This is a genomic window from Hydrogenophaga sp. Root209 (genome assembly GCF_001428625.1).
Lineage (GTDB): Bacteria > Pseudomonadota > Gammaproteobacteria > Burkholderiales > Burkholderiaceae_C > Hydrogenophaga.
Map to the genome: position 1 here is coordinate 79,245 of NZ_LMIE01000001.1, position 18,614 is coordinate 97,858.

At 69.2% G+C, this 18,614-nt stretch carries 20 protein-coding genes and 1 pseudogene; 8 read left to right on the top strand and 13 right to left on the bottom strand.

Features of this window, described 5'->3' with window-relative positions; genetic code table 11:
* Positions 1-49: 49 nt before the first annotated feature.
* The 7 genes and pseudogenes from ASE11_RS00420 to ASE11_RS00455 all read right to left on the bottom strand — a co-directional run bounded on the left by ASE11_RS00420 (position 50) and on the right by ASE11_RS00455 (position 5,700).
* Positions 50-619, bottom strand: a complete 570-nt coding sequence (locus ASE11_RS00420; protein WP_056264183.1) for a LolA-related protein — start codon at positions 617-619, stop codon at positions 50-52.
* Entirely contained in the window at positions 616-1,521 is a 906-nt protein-coding gene (locus ASE11_RS00425) for an acyl-CoA synthetase (RefSeq protein ID WP_056264185.1), read from the bottom strand. Before ASE11_RS00425 ends, ASE11_RS00420 begins: the two co-directional genes overlap by 4 nt.
* Positions 1,518-3,159 (bottom strand): annotated as a pseudogene (locus ASE11_RS00435) (AMP-binding protein). The gene ASE11_RS00425 and the pseudogene ASE11_RS00435 overlap by 4 nt, the downstream one beginning before the upstream one ends.
* A gap of 61 nt (positions 3,160-3,220) precedes the next feature.
* Entirely contained in the window at positions 3,221-3,883 is a 663-nt protein-coding gene (locus ASE11_RS00440) for a hypothetical protein (protein ID WP_056264198.1), read from the bottom strand.
* 1 nt (position 3,884) lies between these two features.
* Positions 3,885-4,169 (bottom strand): phosphopantetheine-binding protein, encoded by a 285-nt coding sequence (locus tag ASE11_RS00445; protein ID WP_056264200.1) that lies wholly within the window; start codon positions 4,167-4,169, stop codon positions 3,885-3,887.
* 28 nt (positions 4,170-4,197) lie between these two features.
* Entirely contained in the window at positions 4,198-5,457 is a 1,260-nt protein-coding gene (locus ASE11_RS00450) for a beta-ketoacyl-[acyl-carrier-protein] synthase family protein (RefSeq protein WP_056264204.1), read from the bottom strand.
* 3 nt (positions 5,458-5,460) lie between these two features.
* Positions 5,461-5,700 (bottom strand): acyl carrier protein, encoded by a 240-nt coding sequence (locus tag ASE11_RS00455; RefSeq protein ID WP_056265518.1) that lies wholly within the window; start codon positions 5,698-5,700, stop codon positions 5,461-5,463.
* A gap of 247 nt (positions 5,701-5,947) precedes the next feature.
* Between ASE11_RS00455 and ASE11_RS00460 the strand changes: the two genes are divergently transcribed.
* The gene (locus ASE11_RS00460) at positions 5,948-6,616 is read left to right on the top strand and encodes a phosphatase PAP2 family protein (protein WP_200959295.1); all 669 of its coding nucleotides are present in this window, start codon (positions 5,948-5,950) and stop codon (positions 6,614-6,616) included.
* A 21-nt stretch (positions 6,617-6,637) separates the two neighbouring features.
* Here the strand turns inward: ASE11_RS00460 and ASE11_RS00465 are convergent, their stop codons facing one another.
* Both ASE11_RS00465 and ASE11_RS00470 read right to left on the bottom strand, forming a co-directional pair.
* Entirely contained in the window at positions 6,638-7,279 is a 642-nt protein-coding gene (locus tag ASE11_RS00465) for a DUF6064 family protein (RefSeq protein WP_082585462.1), read from the bottom strand.
* A 35-nt stretch (positions 7,280-7,314) separates the two neighbouring features.
* On the bottom strand, positions 7,315-8,253 hold the full coding sequence (locus ASE11_RS00470; RefSeq protein WP_082585463.1) for an aldo/keto reductase: 939 nt from the start codon (positions 8,251-8,253) through the stop codon (positions 7,315-7,317).
* 112 nt (positions 8,254-8,365) lie between these two features.
* Between ASE11_RS00470 and ASE11_RS00475 the strand changes: the two genes are divergently transcribed.
* From ASE11_RS00475 to ASE11_RS00495, 5 genes are read left to right on the top strand one after another with little or no spacing between them, the layout of a single operon-like run.
* Positions 8,366-9,589, top strand: a complete 1,224-nt coding sequence (locus tag ASE11_RS00475; protein ID WP_056264207.1) for a hypothetical protein — start codon at positions 8,366-8,368, stop codon at positions 9,587-9,589.
* A 48-nt stretch (positions 9,590-9,637) separates the two neighbouring features.
* The gene (locus tag ASE11_RS00480; RefSeq protein ID WP_056264210.1) at positions 9,638-10,309 is read left to right on the top strand and encodes a hypothetical protein; all 672 of its coding nucleotides are present in this window, start codon (positions 9,638-9,640) and stop codon (positions 10,307-10,309) included.
* A 49-nt stretch (positions 10,310-10,358) separates the two neighbouring features.
* Positions 10,359-11,138 (top strand): DUF899 domain-containing protein, encoded by a 780-nt coding sequence (locus ASE11_RS00485; RefSeq protein WP_056264213.1) that lies wholly within the window; start codon positions 10,359-10,361, stop codon positions 11,136-11,138.
* Positions 11,139-11,169: 31 nt separating this feature from the next.
* A complete protein-coding gene (locus ASE11_RS00490; RefSeq protein WP_156406179.1) occupies positions 11,170-11,646 on the top strand; it encodes a hypothetical protein in 477 nt (158 codons plus the stop codon).
* A 14-nt stretch (positions 11,647-11,660) separates the two neighbouring features.
* Entirely contained in the window at positions 11,661-12,107 is a 447-nt protein-coding gene (locus ASE11_RS00495) for an SRPBCC family protein (protein ID WP_056264221.1), read from the top strand.
* Between the two features lie 10 nt (positions 12,108-12,117).
* On the opposite strand, the gene ASE11_RS00500 is transcribed toward ASE11_RS00495, so the two are convergent.
* The 4 genes from ASE11_RS00500 to ASE11_RS00515 all read right to left on the bottom strand — a co-directional run bounded on the left by ASE11_RS00500 (position 12,118) and on the right by ASE11_RS00515 (position 15,842).
* The gene (locus ASE11_RS00500) at positions 12,118-12,678 is read right to left on the bottom strand and encodes an NADPH-dependent FMN reductase (RefSeq protein WP_200959296.1); all 561 of its coding nucleotides are present in this window, start codon (positions 12,676-12,678) and stop codon (positions 12,118-12,120) included.
* Between the two features lie 19 nt (positions 12,679-12,697).
* Complete coding sequence (locus ASE11_RS00505; protein WP_056264224.1) at positions 12,698-13,618, bottom strand: LysR family transcriptional regulator; 921 nt, start codon at positions 13,616-13,618, stop codon at positions 12,698-12,700.
* A 63-nt stretch (positions 13,619-13,681) separates the two neighbouring features.
* Positions 13,682-14,872 carry a CaiB/BaiF CoA transferase family protein gene (locus ASE11_RS00510; RefSeq protein WP_056264229.1) on the bottom strand — a complete coding sequence of 397 codons (1,191 nt, stop codon included), beginning with the start codon at positions 14,870-14,872 and terminating at the stop codon, positions 13,682-13,684.
* Positions 14,873-14,903: 31 nt separating this feature from the next.
* Positions 14,904-15,842 carry a hydroxymethylglutaryl-CoA lyase gene (locus ASE11_RS00515; RefSeq protein ID WP_056264235.1) on the bottom strand — a complete coding sequence of 313 codons (939 nt, stop codon included), beginning with the start codon at positions 15,840-15,842 and terminating at the stop codon, positions 14,904-14,906.
* A gap of 99 nt (positions 15,843-15,941) precedes the next feature.
* Here ASE11_RS00515 and ASE11_RS00520 point away from each other — a divergent pair, with 99 nt between their 5' ends.
* Positions 15,942-16,688 (top strand): IclR family transcriptional regulator, encoded by a 747-nt coding sequence (locus ASE11_RS00520; protein WP_056264238.1) that lies wholly within the window; start codon positions 15,942-15,944, stop codon positions 16,686-16,688.
* A gap of 156 nt (positions 16,689-16,844) precedes the next feature.
* The gene (locus tag ASE11_RS00525; RefSeq protein WP_235501154.1) at positions 16,845-18,575 is read left to right on the top strand and encodes a ShlB/FhaC/HecB family hemolysin secretion/activation protein; all 1,731 of its coding nucleotides are present in this window, start codon (positions 16,845-16,847) and stop codon (positions 18,573-18,575) included.
* The last annotated feature ends 39 nt before the right edge of the window (positions 18,576-18,614 follow it).

An 18,614-nucleotide genomic window follows, 5' to 3' on the forward strand; every position in this document is an offset into this window, starting at 1 on the left:
GTGCTTCGCACTGCGGTGCGATCCCCCTTCGGAGCGGCCGGGCGGGGGCTCATTGAGGTTTCACCGGCTCGATGGTCATCTCGGTGCGGTCACCGTCGGTCTGCAGGTATTCGATGCCCAGCACCTGCTGGCGCACACCGCTCAAGGTGATGCGCTGCAGCAGCGTGGCAATGCGCTGCTCGATCGGTACCAGGGTCAGCTCCCAGGCGTCGACGTTGCCGGCGAGCTGGAGCGTGTAGTTGCGCTCCAGCGAGGCGCGGTTGCCTTGCAGTGTGCTGCGGATGCTCTCCACGAAAGCGGCGACCTCGGGCCGCTGGCTGAGCTGGATCTGCATCTTTTGGCGCCCGCGCTCCAGGCTCAGCGTGTCCTTGTAGAGCACCATGGTCTCGGCCTTGGGGGTGTAGGTGCGCTTCTCCAGCCGGTCGGGCGCGTTGTAGAACATTTCGCCGGTGGCCACCACCGGCTTGTCGAGCAGCGCGAGATGGCGTTTTTCGACAAACCTGGCGTGGCCGCCGGGGTTGCGCGCCAGCTCGGTCATGAGCTGCTCGATGTCGAACGCGGCGTGGCCCAATGCCGTGTAGCCGAGGAACACGAGGCCGGTGAGAAGTCGTCGAATCATGTGCGTTGCCAGAAATCGAAAAAGTTGAACCAGTTGTACGGTGCCCGGCGACACATGTCCCCGAGCCGGTCGGCGTAGGCCTGCATGGCCTGCGCCATGGCGGCCTCGCGGTCGCCGCGCTCGACGTTGGAGAAGTCCGCCAAGGGTTCGAAGCGCAGTTCGTAGCGGTTGCCACCGAGGTACAGACCGGACATGAAAAACACCGGCCTGCGCAGCATGGCAGCCATGCGCCACGGCCCCAGCGGAAATCGCGCCGGCGCGCCCAGGAACATGCATTCTGCCGTGGAGTCGTTCGCCAGCGACCGGTCGGCCAGCATGCCCACCAGGCACCCCGCATCCAGTTTGTCGCGTGCCCGCAGCATCGAGTCCGGGTGGCCGAGTGCCACCACGTCGTGCTGCGCGCGCGGATTGATGGCGTGCAGGATGGCGTTGATCTTGCGCGCGTTGTCCTCGTACATCAGCATCGCCACCGGCGTGCGCGCGTGCTGGTGGGCCATGGCGCGCAACACCTCGAAGCTGCCCAGATGGGCGCCCACCAGGAACGCCCCCGGCTGGTGGTCCAGTGCCTGTTGCACGGCCTTGTCGCCGGTGATGCGGATGTCGAACAGGTCGAAGCGGTCGTTGAGCAGGTAAATGCGGTCGTGCACGGTGCTCGCAAAGCTCAACACATGCCGGTAGCCGTCGCGCCAGGTGGGCGGACGGTCCAGTGCGCGCGCCAGATAGGCACGCCCGTTGCGACGCGCCGTGGGCGAGAACAGCAGGAAGTACAGCGCGATGCCGCGCAGCACCACACGCCCGGCCGGGCGCCCCAGCCGCAGCGAGATCCAGACCATCAGCCGCAAAGCGCCCAGGTGGCTGCGCTCCTGTTGACGCATCCACTCGGGTGTGGGTTCGCCGGTCATGGGGCCGGGGGCACGAGGCTGCCGGCCGCCACTTCGCGGCCTTCGCAGTTCACGCTGAAGGCGATGGCGCCACGCGGCGTGGTCTGCAAAACGAAGCGCAGCACCTGCGACGGGCCGACCGGCACGAAGAACTTGGCCTGTGCGATCTGCCAGCCAGCACCGGGCACCGCACCGCGCATCTGTGCGGCCAACAGGAGCGCGTGATCGAGCAGCACCACGCCGGGCACGATGGGTCGCGCCGGAAAGTGGCCGGCAAAGGCCGGGTGGTCGGCCGGCAGGCTCCAGGTGAATTCAGCCGTGTCCATGCACCACCTTCTCGGCGTACAGCCCCTGCAGCGCCTGGCGCGTGAGCTTGCCGGTGGCGTTGCGCGGCAAAGCATCCACCAGCACCAGGGGGCGCGGCAGAAAGATCGCGTCGAGCCGCGTGCGCAGCCCGGCGAGCAGCGTGCGCGCGTCCAGCGTGGGCGCCACCACGAAGGCGGCCAGGCGTGTCACGCCATCACCGTCGGCGGTGTCGTCGGGCAGGAAAAAGGCCGCGTCGACCACGCCCGGCAACGCGCCGATCTGGTGGTTGAGGTAAGCCAGCGAGGTGCGTTTGCCCGCGATGTTGACGAGGTCGGCGTGGCGGCCGTGCAGCAGAAATGTGCCGTCGGCGCAGGACTCGATCACGTCGGCCAGCGGCACGCGACCTTCGACGTGTCCGCCGCTGGCCCAGGTGGTGTCGCCCTCGTGCTCAAGACGCACCGCACCCAGCGGATGCCAGGCCGCGCCGTCGAGCGTGCGGCGGCTGGCCAGCGCGGACGACTCGGTGGAGCCATAGATCTCATGCACCGGCGCGCCGCAGCGCGCTTCGGCGCGGCGCGCCAGATCGGGGCTGAGCGGCGCGGTGGCCGAGAGCACGAGGTCCAGCGGCGGCACCGGCAGTTCCGATGCCAGCAGGGCCGATAGGTGGAACGGTGTGGTCACGAGCATGCGCGGGCGCGGCAAGGCCTGCAGCGCGGCAACGATGTCTTGCGGGTAGAACGGTTTGGCTGCCGCGAACTGGCAGCCGCCATGCAGGGCCACGAGGAAGGTCGACTCAAAACCGTAGCTGTGCTGTGTGGGCACGGTGCCGACGATGGCTTGCGGCCGCTGCAACAGGCCCAGGGCAGCGGCTTCCGCACGCCCGTTCTGCACCAGCTTGCCCCAGGTTTTGCAGTGCGGCTGTGGCAGGCCGGTGGAGCCGGAGGTGAACAGGATCGCAACGGGCCGGTCGTCGTCGATCTGCGGCATCTCGTGCACCGCCGGGCGATCCAGGGCGGCGAGATCGGGAAACACCGTGCCGGGCATGCCGGGCAGGTCGGCGGGCTTGTCGGCCAGCCAGGTGGTGCCGGGGTGATCGACGGCCAGGCGCTGCAGCGTTTCAGGCGACTGCGACGAGGGTTGCAAGCTGACCTTGCCAGCCAGCAATCCGGCCACGAAACCGACCGCGAAGTGGTAACGGTCCTCGCACAGGTTGAGCTGCCAGCCGCCGTCCGGCAGCCGGGCGGCGAGCGCGAGCGCGTCGGCGAGGAATTCGCGCACCGTCACCGGCCCCTGCGGGCGCCAGGCCAGCACGTCGTCCAGGCCGCGGCCACTGATCAGCGGGTGCGCACTCACTCGGAGACCTCCGTGCTGCGCACTGCGGCGCGAGCTGGCTTGGGGCGGCCCGGCGCTGCGCTCATGACCGCGGGGGAGGCGCGCTGCGCTGCGCCGATTCGCGCCGGTAGGCGCGCACGACGTCGGCGATGCCGGGACGCTCGTGCGGTGGCAGCACGCACATGCGCCAGAGGTGCTCGACCAAGAACATCAGACCGACCAGCGGGCCGGTCAGCAGGTTGGCGTGGATCGACCAGATGGCCGGCGGCGCCCAGATGAACAGCAGCGTGGAGACCAGCGCGTTGATGAAGAAGAACAGGGTCCAGCCCAGCGTGACGTTGCGCGTGTAGCGCACCTTGCGCTCGGACAGCTCGTGGGCAAAGATGCGCCGCGCCATGCGCGTGATGAGCGCCTCGCCCGGGCCGAGCAGCGACTTGCCGAAGAACACGCCAAGCGCCACGTGGATGCCCAGGTGCTGCAGGTAGTAGAGCAGCGGCACGTTGTGGCGCAGTTGCGGCCAGAGCCAGGCCAGCAGCGCACCCAGGGCCAGCACGCCGGCCGCGCGCAGAAACCACTGCGGCAGGCGCCACAGGGCCATGAGCACGGCCACCGCGATCGGCAGCACACCCACCGCGGCGTTGAAGCTGGCGTTGCCCCAACCCGTGCTGCCCACATGCGCTGCGACCACCCACGCCACCATCAAAAGCAGCAACCCGAGGTCCCGCAGCACCGTGATGGGGGTCATTTCACTGCGTGCGCTGGCTGGCAATGTGGGCCGACAGGGCTCTGGGCGACGAAAAGATCTTCTCGTTGTCTTCGTTGTCCGAGCGCATCTGGAAGCCGTAGCGTTTGGAGATCACGAGCGAGATCTCCAGCATGTCGATGGAATCGAGCCCCATGCCGTCGCCGTACAGTGGGCCGTCGGGGTCGACGTCGCCGGGCACCAGCTCCATGTTGAGGGCTTCGATGATCAAGGCGACCACCTCGGGCCAGAGGGCATCGACGGTGGCAGGGGAAACAGGTTCGGTCATGGCGGTCATTCAAGAAAACAAAAAATCTTCAGCGGGGCGGCGGCGCCCGGAACGCCAACACGGCGTTGCTGCCGCCAAAGGCAAACGAATTCGACAGAGCCGCCTGCAACGGCTCCTGGCGCCTGCCCTGCAGGATGTGATCAACCCCCTCGCAGGCGGGGTCGATGCGCCCGGCGAGGTGGGCGGTCGGCGGCACTGCCTGCTTGCGCAGGGCCAGCGCGGTGACCACGGCCTCGATGGCGCCCGAGGCACCGAGCAGGTGGCCGTGCATGGACTTGGTGGCACTCACGGGCAGGCGCCGCGCCCCCTCGCCAAACACCTCGCGAAGGGCCGATATCTCCACCGGGTCGCCCTCGGCGGTGGCCGTGCCATGGGCATTGACGTAACCGATGTCCGCCGGCACGAGTCCCGCGTCCGCCAGCGCGGCCCGCAGGGCCCGCACCTGGCCGTCGCAACTGGGGCGAACCAGGTGGCTGCGATCGCAGCTGGCACCATAACCGACGATTTCACCATGGATGGGTGCGCCGCGGTCCACCGCGTGGTCCCAGGCTTCCAGCACCAGCGCGGCACCGCCTTCGCCGAGCACCAGACCGGCGCGGTCAGCCGCGAACGGCCGGCAGGCCACCGGCGCGGTCTGCGCGTCGCCCGGTGCCATGACGCGCATGGCTTCCCAGGCACGCACCACGCCATAGGCCTGACAGACGTCGGAGCCGCCGGTGAGCATCACGTCTGCGTCGCCACTGCGCACGCGCCGAAACGCCTCGCCAATGGCAATGGCCGACGAAGCGCAGGCCGCCGTGTGGCTGGTGCTCATGCCCCCCAGGCCGAGCTGGATGGAGATGTGCGCATTGACGGCGTTGTTCATGCCCTGCACCACCGACAGGGGGGAAAGCCGCTCGCGCCCCTTGAGCCACAACTCGCGGCTGCCCCGCTCGTGGGCCGAGAGCCCGCCCAGCGCGGTGCCCCAGATGCAGCCCCAGCCATCGCGGGCATCGGCGGCATCGGTCTTTCGCGGCAGGCCGGCCTGTTCCCAGGCCTGAAACGCGGCGGCCATGCCGAGCTGCGCGAAACGTTCCATCATCAAGGCCAAGGGCTTGCCCAGCACGGCCTCGGCGTCAAAGGCCTGGCAATTCACGAACGGCGTGGACAAGGGTCGCGGCAGGTCCTCGGTCAGCAGGTGGCGCACCGCCGATTCGCCTGCCAGCAGGCGATCGAAGAAGTCGTCGACATCGCCACCATAGGGACTGATCAATCCGATGCCGGTGATCGCGACGCGACGGCGATGCATCGGTCAGCCGGTCTTCAACAGCGTCAGCGAGTCAAGCGCCGCCTGCATGTCAGCCACGGTTCTGGGCAGCGGCAGATCGGACGGAATTTCGATGCCCAGACGGTCTTCGGCTTCGAACATGAGTTCGGCGAGCATCAATGAGTCGACCCCCAGGTCGGCCAGCAAGGACGCCGGCTCAACCTGTGCCGGTTCGATGCCCAGGCGATCGGTGAGAAAGCTGCGGATGAGTTCGGCGGAACTCATACCGGGCATCCGGACACGGGAACGGCGGGGAAAGGCCTGCATTCAGGCCCGGACACAAACGGGAACATGGGAAATCTCCTCCGGGGCAAAGGCCATCTTGTCGTTCTGCAGCGGCCTGGGGCAGGCACACGCCGCCCGCGTTTCGCAGGGCGACGGATTATACAAAGCGTGCGCTCACCTCCTCTGCGCCGCGCGAGCGTGTCGTACATTAGCGCGGCCCGTCGCCGGTCGCACACCCACCCATCTCATGACTCCCTCCCCCGACCGCGCCTGGCCCCGTCAACTCCTGTCCCGGTTCACCCATCTCTGGTACCTCAAGGCCTTCGGCACCATGGCCTTCATGGTGGTGTTCTTCCAGGCCTATTTCTGGGTGCAGCGCCATCCGCTGGCTGAGCCGTTCACGATGCCCATGCTCGCCATCGACCACTGGGTGCCGTTCACACCCGCGGGATTCGCGGCCTATGTGTCGCTGTGGGTGTATGTATCGCTCCCCGCGGCATGGATGCCCAACCTGCGCGCGCTCCTGCATCAAGGCCTCTGGATGGCGGCGCTGTGCATCTTCTGCCTGCTGCTGTTCTGGATCTCTCCCACGCAGACGCCTGTGCTCGACATCGACTGGTCGCGGCATGCCCAGCTGGCGTTCATGAAAGGCCTGGACGCCACCGGCAACGCCTGTCCGTCGCTGCACGTGGCCTCGGCCGTGTACGCGGCGGTGTGGCTGCATCGCATCTTTGTGCAGGTGGGTGCACCGGTGGCGCTGCGCTGGCTGAGCGTGCTGCAGTGCGCCGTCATCCTGTGGTCCACGATGGCGATCCGCCAGCATGTGTTTCTTGACGTGCTGGCCGGTGCGGTGGTGGGCGGCGTGTTTGCCTGGCTCTCGCTGCGCGTGGCACCGTCCGAGGCACTGGCGCGCTGATCAGTTCAGCGGTGCGGGCCTTCACACGCGAGCGCGGGTGAATCCCGGCGCGAGGATGGCCACCACCATCGCGGCCAGCATCACCCAGCCCTGCGCCGATCCCATGGTGCCCAGAGTGGCTGCACTCATGGCGCACCACGCCAATGCGCCCGCGCGCAACGCGCCCAGCAGAACGCGCGTGGCGCGTGTGGCCGGATCGGCGCACAAGAGCACGCCCAGGGTGGCGATGGCGGTGGGGTCGGGTGCGAGCCCGAAGACCTCGGCCTGCGCCCATGGCCGACCCAGCGCCGGGGCCAACACCGGGTGCGCGAGCAACGACCAGAGCACCAGACCGAGGCCCGCCAGGCGGCGGCGCGGCTCGGCCGCCATCAACAGCGAAGGGCGTGTCGACAAAACCAGCAACCCGATCGCCTGCACCCCGAAGCCCCAGGCAACGCCGATCGCGGCCCAGTTGATGGCAGCGTAACGTTGCCAGAGAAACGTCCAGGCCACGAAGGCCCAGCCCAGCGCCAGCGCCAGGGCGGCGCCACGCAGGGCACCCGCCTGGCCACGGCACAGGCCCGCCACGATGGCAAGACCCACCAGCACGGCCAGCACCTGCGCCGGCCACAGCGCCTGGTTGTGCAGCTCGAACAGCCGCCAGTAGGTGCCTGGCGCGAACATCAGGAAGTCCGCCGGGCGGTAGGTCCGCCACTCGCTCACAGCGCGGCGACCTCACGCGCCATGCGCACGCGCAGGGCCGCGTCGGGCAGGGGCCCCAAGGCCGCGCCCATGTTCTGCCGCAGGTGCGCCACCTGGCTCGTGGCCGGGATGGCGCAGGTCACGCCCGGGTGTGACACCACGAACTTCAGCGCCACCTGCGCCCAGTTGTCGCAGCCGATATCGGCCGCCCAGCCCGGCAGCGGGTGGCGCGCGAGCTGGTCGAGCAAGGCGCCCTGGCGAAACGGCCGGTTCACCAGCACCGCGATGCCGCGCTCCTGCGCCAGCGGCAGCAGACGCTGTTCGGCCTCGCGGTCAAGCAGGTTGTGGGTGAGTTGCACGAAGTCGAGCCGCTGCGTGCGCATGATGCGTTCGAGTTCGGCGTGACGCCGGCCTTCGGAGGTGCTGATGCCCACGTAGCGCAGGCGCCCGCTGGCCTTCATCTCGAACAGGCGCGGCAGGTGTTCCTCCCAGGAGAGCAGGTTGTGCACCTGCATCAGGTCGAACCGAGGCACGCCCCAGAAAACGCGCGAAGCCTCCATCTGCGTGGCGCCGCGCGACGCATCGCCGATCCACACCTTCTCGGCAGAGAACAGGGACGCGGGGTGTTTGAGCTTCGCGAGTGCATGGCCGATGACGGGCTGCGAGGAGCCGTACATGGGCGAGCTGTCGATCACGCGTCCACCGGCGGCAAAGAACGCGCGCACCACCTCGGCGCAGACGTCGCGGGCCTGGGGGTCGTTGCCCACATTGAAGGTGATCCACGAGCCCAGGCCGATCACCGGGAGGGCTTCGCCGCTCGAGGGGATGCGGCGCACGTGCATCGGCGGCGCGGCACTCGGCTGCGCCAGCGCGGGCCAGACGAGCGGCGCCAGCGATGCGCTTGCGGTGGCCAGCCACTGGCGGCGGCTGCGCCATGGCGCGGGTGGGATCTGCATGCCTGGCCTCGCGGGGATGAAGAGGCAGGTGGGACGCTGCGCGGTCGGGGGAAGTTCCGACCGCGGCATCTGACGCGCCGTCCAGGCCCACGGCTCGGTGTAGCCTGTGGCCATGGATTCCCTGATCACCGCTGCCGCGCGAGCGCTCGCCGGGGGCGACGCACTCGGCGCGCTCAAACGCATCGCCCTGCGCGACGACCCGCCGGCGCTGGCCTTGCGCGGCATCGCCATGGCCCAGCTCGGTGAGCATGCGCGTGCACGCGAACTGCTGCGACGCGCCAGCCAGGGCTTCGGCACGCACGAGGCGCTCGCACGCGTGCGCTGCGTGGTGGCCGAGGCCGAGGTGGCGCTGGCCATGCGCGATCTCGGTGGTTCCTCCCGCCCATTGGCGGGCGCCGCGGACACGCTCGATGCGCACGGCGACCGCGCAAACGCGCTGCAAGCGCGTCTCATCGCGGCACGCCGGCTGGTGCTGCTCGGCCGCCTGGACGAAGCCGCGCAAGCGCTCGCCCCGCTCGATGCGCGCGGCCTGTCGCCCGCGCTGGCAGCGGTGGCCGAGCTGGTCGCGGCCGAACTCGCGCTGCGCTCGCTGCGGGTCGACGCGGCGCGTGACGCACTCGCACGCGCGCAGGCGGCGGCCGAGCGCTCGGGTGTGCCGGCGCTGCGGGCCGAGGTGGCGCGCGCGCTGGCCACACTGGACCAGCCCGCCGCCCGGCGCGTGGTGGCCGGTGGCGGCGAACAGGCGCTGCGGCTGGCCGAGGTGGCGGCGCTGCTGGCCTCGGACGCGCTGGTGATCGACGCCTGCCGCCGCGGCCTGGGCACGGGTGCCGCGTGGCAAGCGCTGGCGCGTCGCCCCGTGTTGTTCACGCTGGCTCGCGCGCTGGCGAAGGCCTGGCCGGGCGACGTGGACCGCGAAGCCCTGATCGCGGACGCGTTTCGCACCCGCCACCCCGACGAGACGCACCGCGCGCGCCTGCGGGTCGAGATCGGCCGCCTGCGCGCGCTCGTGAAGTCGATGGCGCGCATCGAAGCCACCGGGCGCGGCTTCATGCTCCAGACGCTGGGCGGGCGCGAGGTCGTGGTGCTGGAGCCGCCCATCGTCGGCGAGCAGGCCTCGCTGGTGGCGCTGCTCTCCGACGGCGCGGCTTGGTCGACTTCGGTCCTTGCGCTGGCGCTGGGCGCGAGCCAGCGCACCGTGCAGCGCGCGCTGGCCGAGCTGGAAGCCGAAGGGCGCGTGCGCGCCATCGGGCAGGCGCGCGCACGGCGCTGGCTGGCGCCGACCCTGGCGGGTTTCACGACGATCTTGTTACTCCCCACTGCGCTGCCGATTGAATAGAGTGGACTCCAGGCACCGAGACACGGTGCTGCCCAACAGGAGTCCACCATGACCAGCAAGACCGCAACAACCCCCAAGCGAGCCACCGCGCGCCCCGCCGAGATCGTGCGCGAGTACGGCCCCTTCGCCGGCGCCAACATGATCGCCGGCGTCACCCACGATGGCCAGCGCGTCTGGGCCGCCACCGGCGCGCAGATCCTCGCCTTCGATCCCGCCAGCGGCGAAACCACCCGCACTCTGGAGCGCGCTGGTGACGCCGGCACCGCCTTCGACGGCACGCACCTCTACCAGATCGCCGAGGCGCGCATCGACAAGATCGATCCTTCCACCGGGCAGGTGCTGCACTCCATTCCCGCGCCCGGCGGCGGCAGCGACTCCGGGCTTACCTGGGCCGAAGGCAGCCTGTGGGTGGGCCAGTACCGCGACCGCAAGATCCACCAGATCGACCCCGCCACCGGCGCCGTCCGGCGCACCATCGAGTCCGACAGCTTCGTCACCGGCGTGACCTGGGTCGACGGTGAACTCTGGCATGGCACCTGGGAAGGCGAGGCGAGCGACATCCGGCGCATCGACCCGCAGACCGGCGCCGTGCTCGAACGGCTCGACATGCCGCCGGGCACCGGCGTGAGCGGCCTCGAGTCCGACGGCACCGATCTCTTCTATTGCGGCGGCGGGGAGAGCGGCAAGGTCCGCGCCGTGCGGCGCCCGAAGGCCGCGTGAGCGGCACCTACCTGCCGCATCAACCGTCTCTCAAACCCAGGATCCCATCATGAACACCACCGCTGAAACGAACACCGCGCGCCACGTCATCGTGTCCCGGGACCAATGGCTCACCGAGCGCCATGAGCTGCTGGCGCGCGAGAAGGAACTGACCCGGCTGCGCGACCAGATCGCCCGCGAGCGCCGCGCGCTGCCCTGGGTTCGCGTCGAGAAAAACCATGTCTTCGACGGGCTGGAAGGCCGGTGCACGCTCGCCGAGCTGTTTGAAGGCCGCCACCAGCTGCTGGTGCAGCACTTCATGCTCGGCCCGGACTGGGAACAGGGCTGCCCGAGCTGCTCCTTCATGGCCGACCACACCGACGGCATGTTGCCGCACCTGGCGCAGCGCGATGTGACGATGGTGGCGATCTCGCGCGCGCCGCTGGCCCGCATAGAGCGCTTCCGCCAGCGCATGGGCTGGCGGTTCAAGTGGGTGTCATCGAACGCAAACGACTTCAACTTCGACTTCGGCGTGAGCTTCACGCCGGAAGAAAAAGCGAAGAACAAGGTCACATACAACTACGGCACACGGCCCTACGAGTCGGATGAATTGCCCGGCATCAGCGCCTTCTACCAGGACGACGCCGGCGATGTCTTCCACACCTACTCGACCTACGGGCGCGGTGTTGAGGTGATGATGGGCACCTACAACCTGCTGGACCTCGCGCCCAGGGGCCGCGACGAGCGCGACGTGCCCCACAAGATGGAGTGGGTCCGCCACCATGATCGCTACGCGGCGGCACCTCAGGCGACACCGGCAGCCGGCGCCTGCTGCCATGCGCAGGCCTGAAGCGCAGCGGGCACCGGCACTGCGGTCCCTGGTGCCGATCACGATCGGGCACGTCGCCTCGGTGGCTGTCGTGTGCGCGGCGCTGGTGTCCGGTCTGTCGATGGACCGCCAACTGATGCTGGCGCTGGCGGGCGGGCTGCTGGTGGTGGCCGCGGTGGTGTGCCTCGCGGGCCGCACACCGCAGGTGACCCGCGCACTGGCCGGGAAGGCCGGATGGGGGCTCGGATCTTTCGTGGTGTCCACCGCGCACGGTGCTGGCCTGGCGCTCGTGCCCGCGCTGATGCCGCTGTGCCTGGGCGGCGCGCAGGCCGGCGGGGCCATGGTCTCGGGCGCGCTGTGGCAGGCCATCGGCGCGGTGGTGGTGCACGGCGCGGTCATGGTCGTCGTCACCGGCGCGATCGCCACCGGGATGCGCGCCTGTCGAAACCGCGCACGCTGGATCGTCGTGCATCGGTGGCCGGGCATGTTTCCCTCTGGCTGCGATCTGTTCAGACGAACCTCACCGTGAAAGGACCCCCCGCCATGTCATCCCGCACTGTTCGACTGCACCGCGTGCTCCGCGCTCCGCCCGAGAAGGTCTACCGGGCCTTCCTCGACCCCGATGCGATGGCCCGCTGGCTGCCTCCCTACGGCTTCATCTGCAAGGTGCAACACTTTGAAGCCCGGGTCGGCGGCAGCTTCAAGATGTCGTTCCACAACTTCTCGACCGGCCACGGCCACTCGTTCGGCGGGGAATACCTGGAGCTGGTGCCCAACGAGCGCCTGCGCTACACCGACCGGTTCGACGACCCCAACCTGCCCGGCCTGATCACGGTGGACGTGCAGCTCAAGGCCGTCTCGTGCGGCACCGAGCTCAACGTGGTGCAGGACGGCATTCCGGAAGCGATTCCTCTGGAGATGTGCTACCTCGGGTGGCAGGAGTCGCTGCTCCAGCTGGCCCACCTGGTGGAGCCCGACATTCCGGGCTGAGGCACGTGCCTCAGGCTTTCGCGGCCGCCACGAAGGCGGCGAAACCCTGCACGAATTCGGCCAGCTGCTGGCGCACTTTGTCGTCCTGCAGCGCGCCGTCGGGCGCAAACACCGATGACGCACGCGAGACCATCAACCGCCCGCCGTGCCACTGCCGCGTGCCCAATGTGCGCAGCACCTGAAGCCAGTGGGTCTGCGACATGATGGTGCCGAAGCCGCCAGGAGACGCCCCGATGACGGCCACCGGGCGGTCGTGGAACACGTCGGGCAGGCCGGGCGTGGGCCGCGAGAGCCAGTCCACCGCGTTCTTGAAGACGCCGGGCACGCCGTTGTTGTATTCGGGGGTGACGAGCAGCAGGCCGTCGCTGGCGAGGATGCTCTCCTTCAACGCCCGCACGGCCGCTGGCGTGCCCTCGCTCTGTTCCAGATCGCCGTCGTAGAGCGGAACGCCATGCAGCGTGGCCGCATCGAGTTGAGCCACGCCGCCCGCCAGCGGCTGGGCGGCATGCAGCAGCGCCGTGTTGAAGGACTGCGCCCGCAGGCTGCCGGAAATGCCGAGGAGCTTGATCATGGTGGTGTTCCTTGCAGGTTCAGGTTTTCCAGAAATCGGGCCTCGCGTACTCGTGCTTGAGGAAGTCGATCCACAGGCGCACGCGCAGCGCGAGGTGCTTGCGCTGGGGGAACAGCGCGAAGATGCCGTTGGGCGGCGCGGCGAACTCGTCGAGCACGCTCACCAGCCGCCCGGCAGCGATGTCGGCCTCCACCTCCCAGGTGCTGCGCCAGGCGATGCCGTAGCCGGCCAGGCACCACTCGTGCAACACCTGTCCGTCGGTGCAGTCCAGCGGGCCGCCGGGGCGCAGGTGGGTGATGGTGGTCTCGCCCGCTTCGCTGGGCACGGTGAACGCCCAGCCACGGGTTTGTGATGCGTCGCTGGAGAGCGTGAGGCAATCGAAACGCACCAGGTCGGCCGGGGTTTGTGGGCGCCCGTGGTGCTGCAAATAGCGCGGCGTGGCCACGCACAGGCGGCGGTTTTCGGCCAGGCGCACGCTCACCAGCGACGAGTCGGGCAGGTCACCCACGCGCACCGCGCAGTCGTAGGCTTCACCGGCCACGTCGACCACGCGGTCGCTCAGGTTGAGCGAGATCGTCACCTCCGGATGCAGCTCGCGAAAGTGCGGCACCAGCGGCGCCACGTGGCGGCGGCCGAAGCCGGCCGGTGCCGTGATGCGCAGGTGCCCGCTGGCTTTCACACCCCCGGCGCTCACGCTGGCCTCGGCGTTGGCCAGGTCGGTGAGCAGGCGGTGGCAGTCTTCGAGGAAGGCGCTGCCTTCGTGGGTGAGGGTGATGCGCCGCGTGGTGCGCACCATGAGCTTCACACCGAGGCGGGCTTCGAGGGCGTCGAGCCGGCGCCCGATGATGGCCGGGGCCACGCCCTCGGCCTTGGCGGCGGCGGTGAGGCTGCCACGCGTGGCGACCGATGCAAAAGTTTCAAGTTGTTTGAGTTTGTCCACCGGGGCAGATTACCCCACGAACCGTAACGGATCAATGACGATTGCGCCGGGATTGATGACTTCTCAGGCCGCTTTCGCCACTGTCTGGCTCAAGCGGGTAGCGTCTTCGGCGGTGTAGCCGAGTTCGGCCAGCAGCTCGGCGCTGTGTTCGCCAAGCTTCGGCGGGCTGCGCCGCACGCCCAGGCGTTCGCCATCGAGCGCGAGCGGCAGCAGCACGGTCTGCGCGGTCTGGCCGGCACGCTCGCCGTCGGGCAGGGTGATGGGTGCCAGGCCACCGGTGGCGCAGAGGTGCGGGTCGTCCAGCAGCTCGTGGGGCTTGGTGATGGGCGCGAACGGCAGGCCGTGGCGCTCGAACAGCGCGGCCAGGTCGGCCGCGCTCTGCAGCGCCAGGCGCTCGCGCAGCAGCGGGATGAGCCAGTCCCGGTTGCGCACGCGGTTGTTGTTGCCCAGCAGTCGCGGGTCGGCCTTGAGGTCTTCATAACCGAAGGCATCACAGAAGATGGCCCACTGCGTGTCGCTCACCACGGCCAGGAAGATCTGCTCGTCGTTCTGCACCTTGAACACGTCGTAAATGCCCCAGGACGAGATGCGGTCGGGCATGGGCGCTGCGGGCTGGCCCGTGACGGCGAACTGCATCATGTGCTGCGCCACCAGGAACACGTTGTTCTCGAACAGCGAGCTCTGCACCTCGCTGCCCACGCCGGTTTTCTCGCGCGCGCTCAGCGCGGCCATGACGCCGATGGCACCGAACAGACCGCCCATGATGTCGTTCACCGACGAGCCCGCGCGCAGCGGGTCCCCCGGACGCCCGGTCATGTAGGCCAGGCCGCCCATCATCTGCACCACCTCGTCGAGCGCGGTGCGGTGGTCGTACGGCCCGGGTAGAAAACCCTTGTGGCTCACGTGGATGAGGCGCGGGTTGAGCGTCTTCAGGCTCTGGTAATCCAGGCCCAGCTTCTTCATGGTCTCGGGCTTGAAGTTCTCGCTCACCACGTCGGCGGTGGCGATCAGCTTGAGCACGGCCTCCTTGCCTTCGGGCGATTGCAGGTCCAGCACCAGGCTCTTCTTGTTGCGGTTGAACAGCGGGTAGAAGCCCGCGCCCGAGCCGAGCAGGCGGCGCGTGTTGTCACCGGCCGGTGGCTCGACCTTGATGACCTCGGCCCCCAGATCGGCCAGCACCATGCCGCAGGTGGGGCCCATGACCATGTGGGTGAATTCGACGACGCGCAGGCCTTCGTAGGGGAGTTTTGTCATGTGCGGAGAAGTTGAGAAGGCTTCGACAAGCTCAGCCCGAACGGGACATATTGGACGGCCAGCCCTTGGGCAAGCCGGCTTCGGGCGTCATGCCGTACACCGGTTCGCCGGGCAGTCCGGCCTTGAGAGGTTCGCGCGCGGCGATGAGTTTGGTGATGTCGATGCCGGTGCGCACACCCATGGCCTCGAACATGAACACCAGGTCTTCGGTGACCACATTGCCCGAAGCGCCGGGCGCATACGGGCAGCCACCCAGGCCGCCGAGCGAGGCATCGAACGTGCGCACGCCCACGTCATACGCGGCCAGGCAGTTGGCCAGGCCCAGGCCGCGCGTGTTGTGCATGTGGGCCGCGCCCGCGCGCTCGCCCAGCTCGGCGCGCAGCCGTGTGAACAGGCGGCGCACCTGCGCCGGGTTGGCCATGCCGGTGGTGTCGGACAGGCCGACCTCGTCCGCGCCGGCTTCCACACAGGCCACGGCGAGGCGGATCACATCGTCCTCGTCCACCGCACCCTGCAGCGTGCAGCCGAACGCGGTGGACAAGCCCACCTCCATCGCCACGCCGGGCACGGCGTCGCGCCGCAGCGCGTGCACCTCGCGCAGTTCGTCGAGCATCTGCGCCGGCGTCTTGCGCACGTTGGCCATGGAATGCGCCTCGCTCACCGACACCGGCAGGGTGATCTTGAGCACGCCCGCGGCCAACGCGGCCTCGGCGCCGCGCCGGTTGGGCACGAGCGCCATCACCATCAGGCCAGCGTGCTGCAGGGCGTGTTGCACCACCGCGGGCGCGTCCGCCATCTGCGGCAGCAGCTTGGGCGGCACGAAGGAGCCGACCTCGATCTCGCGCAGGCCGGCCGCCACGAGCGCGTCGATCCAGCGCAGCTTGTCGGCCGTGGGCATGGTTGCCTTGACGGACTGCAGGCCGTCGCGCGGGCCGACTTCGCTGATGAGGACTTCGGGAGTGTTGTGCATGGGAAAAGCGGTTTTTCTTGCGTTTCGCTAGATAGAACGATATTCTTTCTGCTGAAAGAATCGCAGATCGCCCCAACGCTGTCAACCCGAACCCTTCTCATGCCCCGCAAAGCGCAGACCCCATCGCTCGCCGACGCCAACGCCGCCACCGGCGGCACGGCCGCGGTGGACCGCGCGCTCTCGCTGCTGGGTGCGTTCCGCGCGGGCGACGCGGCCTTGTCGCTGGCCGAGCTGGCCGAGCGCACGCAGCTCTACAAAAGCACCGCACTGCGCCTGCTCGCCTCGCTCGAACACGCACACCTGCTGCAGCGGCTGGACGACGGGCGCTACGCCCTGGGCGGTGAGGTGGCGCGGCTGCACGGCATCTACGCCGCTTCGTTTTCGCTGGACCGCGTCGTCATGCCCGTGCTGCGCCAGCTCGTGGCCGCCACCGGCGAGAGCGCGGCGTACCACGTGCGCCAGGGCCAGGCGCCCAACCAGACGCGCCTGTGCCTCTACCGCGTGGACTCACCGCACCCGGTGCGCGACCACATCCGCGCCGGCGACGTGTTGCCGCTGCACCAGGGCACGGGCGGGCGCGTGCTCTCGGCCTTCGGCGCGGGCGACGACAGCCGCAAACCCACACAGGCCGAGAAGCGCATCCACGCGCGCATCCGCGCCGATGGCTTCATGACCGCCGTGGGTGACCGCCTGGCCGAAGTGGCCGGCATCTCGGCACCAGTGTTCCATGCGGACGGCTCGATTGCCGCTGCGCTCACGCTCACGATGCCGGCGCACCGGTTTGATGAGCGGCATGTGGGCAAGGTGCTGGCTGCGGCGCGGGGGTTGGGGGGACGGGTGGGGTAGCCCAAGCGCCGGTCAGTCACTTTTTCACGCCTTTCTTCTTCTCTTTGGTTTTTCTTCTATCTGAATACAACACTTAGGTATTCATTTTTGAGAACGCTCGCCAGAATGCGCGGTGTTTCGAAATGATCACCAAAAAGTATTCAGGCGAGGAAAAGGATGGAACGCAGACAGGCCTTCGGGCCGGTTCGGCGCATGGCCGAGGCGACGCTCCTGATGGGCGCGCTGTGGGCATGGCCAGCCACCGGCCAAACCCCCACCGACACAACACAAAGCACATCGGAGCAACGCCGGGCACAGGAGCGTGATGCACGCCAGCGCGACCAGGCGCTGCGGGAGCGTGAACAGCGCACGCAGGCCGCGCAAGCCACCCCGGCGCGGCGCTTGCTCGACGCCGAGTCACCTTGCTTCCCGATCCACCAGATCGAATTGCGAGGAGAAGATGCGAGCCGCTTCAGTTGGGTACTCGACGCACTCACCGCACCCGACGGCCTGGACGGGCCCCTGCGCCGCTGCCTGGGTGCAGGCGGCATCGGCATCCTGGCCCAGCGCGCGCAACACGCCGTCGTCGCGCGCGGCTTCGTCACGAGCCGGGTGCTGGTCGAACCACAAGACCTGAGCCCAGGCCTCCTGACGCTCACGGTGATCCCCGGGCGCATCCGGCAGGTGCGTTTCGCCGATCCCACGGCGCGAAACGCCTCCGCCCACCATGCCTTGCCCGCCCAAGCCGGCGACATCCTCAACCTGCGCGACATCGAGCAGGCGCTGGAGAACTTCAAGCGGGTGCCCAGCGCCGAGGCCGACATCCAGATCGTTCCGGCCGACGAACCTGGACGGAGCGATCTGCTGATCCACTGGAAGCAGGGCCGACCGGTGCGCATGCAACTGAGCGTGGACGACAGCGGCTCGCGCAGCACGGGCCGCTACCAGGGCGGTGCAACGCTCAGCATCGACAACCCGCTCTCGCTCAACGATCTCTTCTACGTGGGCCTGCAGCGCAGTCTGGGCGGCGGTGACCCGGGAGCACGGGGCACCAGCGGCAGCTCGTGGCACTACTCGCTGCCCTGGGGCCGGGCATGGCTGGGCTTCGACGTCAGCCGGCACCGATACCTGCAGACCGTGGCGGGCGCCGCGCAGGACTATGCCTACCGCGGCACCACCGGTTCACAGGAGGCCACGCTGTCGTACTTGGTGCACCGCGACGCCATGAGCAAGACCACCCTCCACGCCAAGGCGTTCGCGCGGCAGTCGCGCAACTTCATCGACGACACCGAGGTCGAGGTGCAGCGCCGCCGGGTGGGGGGCTGGCAACTGGGCGTCGGGCACCGGGCGTTTGTGGGACCGGGCACGCTGGATCTGAACCTGAGCTACCGGCGTGGCACGGGCGCCTTCGGCTCGCTGCGCGCGCCCGAAGAGGCCTTTGGCGAGGGCACCTCGCGGTTCGCGCTGGTGCAGGCCAACGCCCAGTGGCAGTGGCCCTTCAAGCTCGGCACACAGCCCTGGCAATACAGCGGCCAATGGCGCGCGCAGGCCCACCGCACACCCCTCGCGCCCCAAGAGCGCTTCGCCATCGGTGGTCGCCACACGGTGCGCGGTTTCGACGGCGAATCCAGCCTGAGTGCCGAGAGCGGCTGGATCTGGCGCAACGAACTCGCCACCCCGCTCGGTGCCAGCGGCACGTCGGCATTTGTGGGGTTGGACCACGGCCAGGTGCATGGCCCCAGTGCGCGGCGAATCGTCGGCACCCGCCTGACCGGCGCGGTGGTCGGCTTGCGGGGCAGCGCGGGCGGCGTTCAGTACGAGCTGTTCGCCGGCTGGCCCGTCCACAAGCCGGAAGGCTTTCGCACCGCCCACGCCGCGCTGGGCTTCTGGCTGGCCACCGGCTTCTGAGCCCGTCGCCCTCCACCACAACAACGCCTCGAACACCCC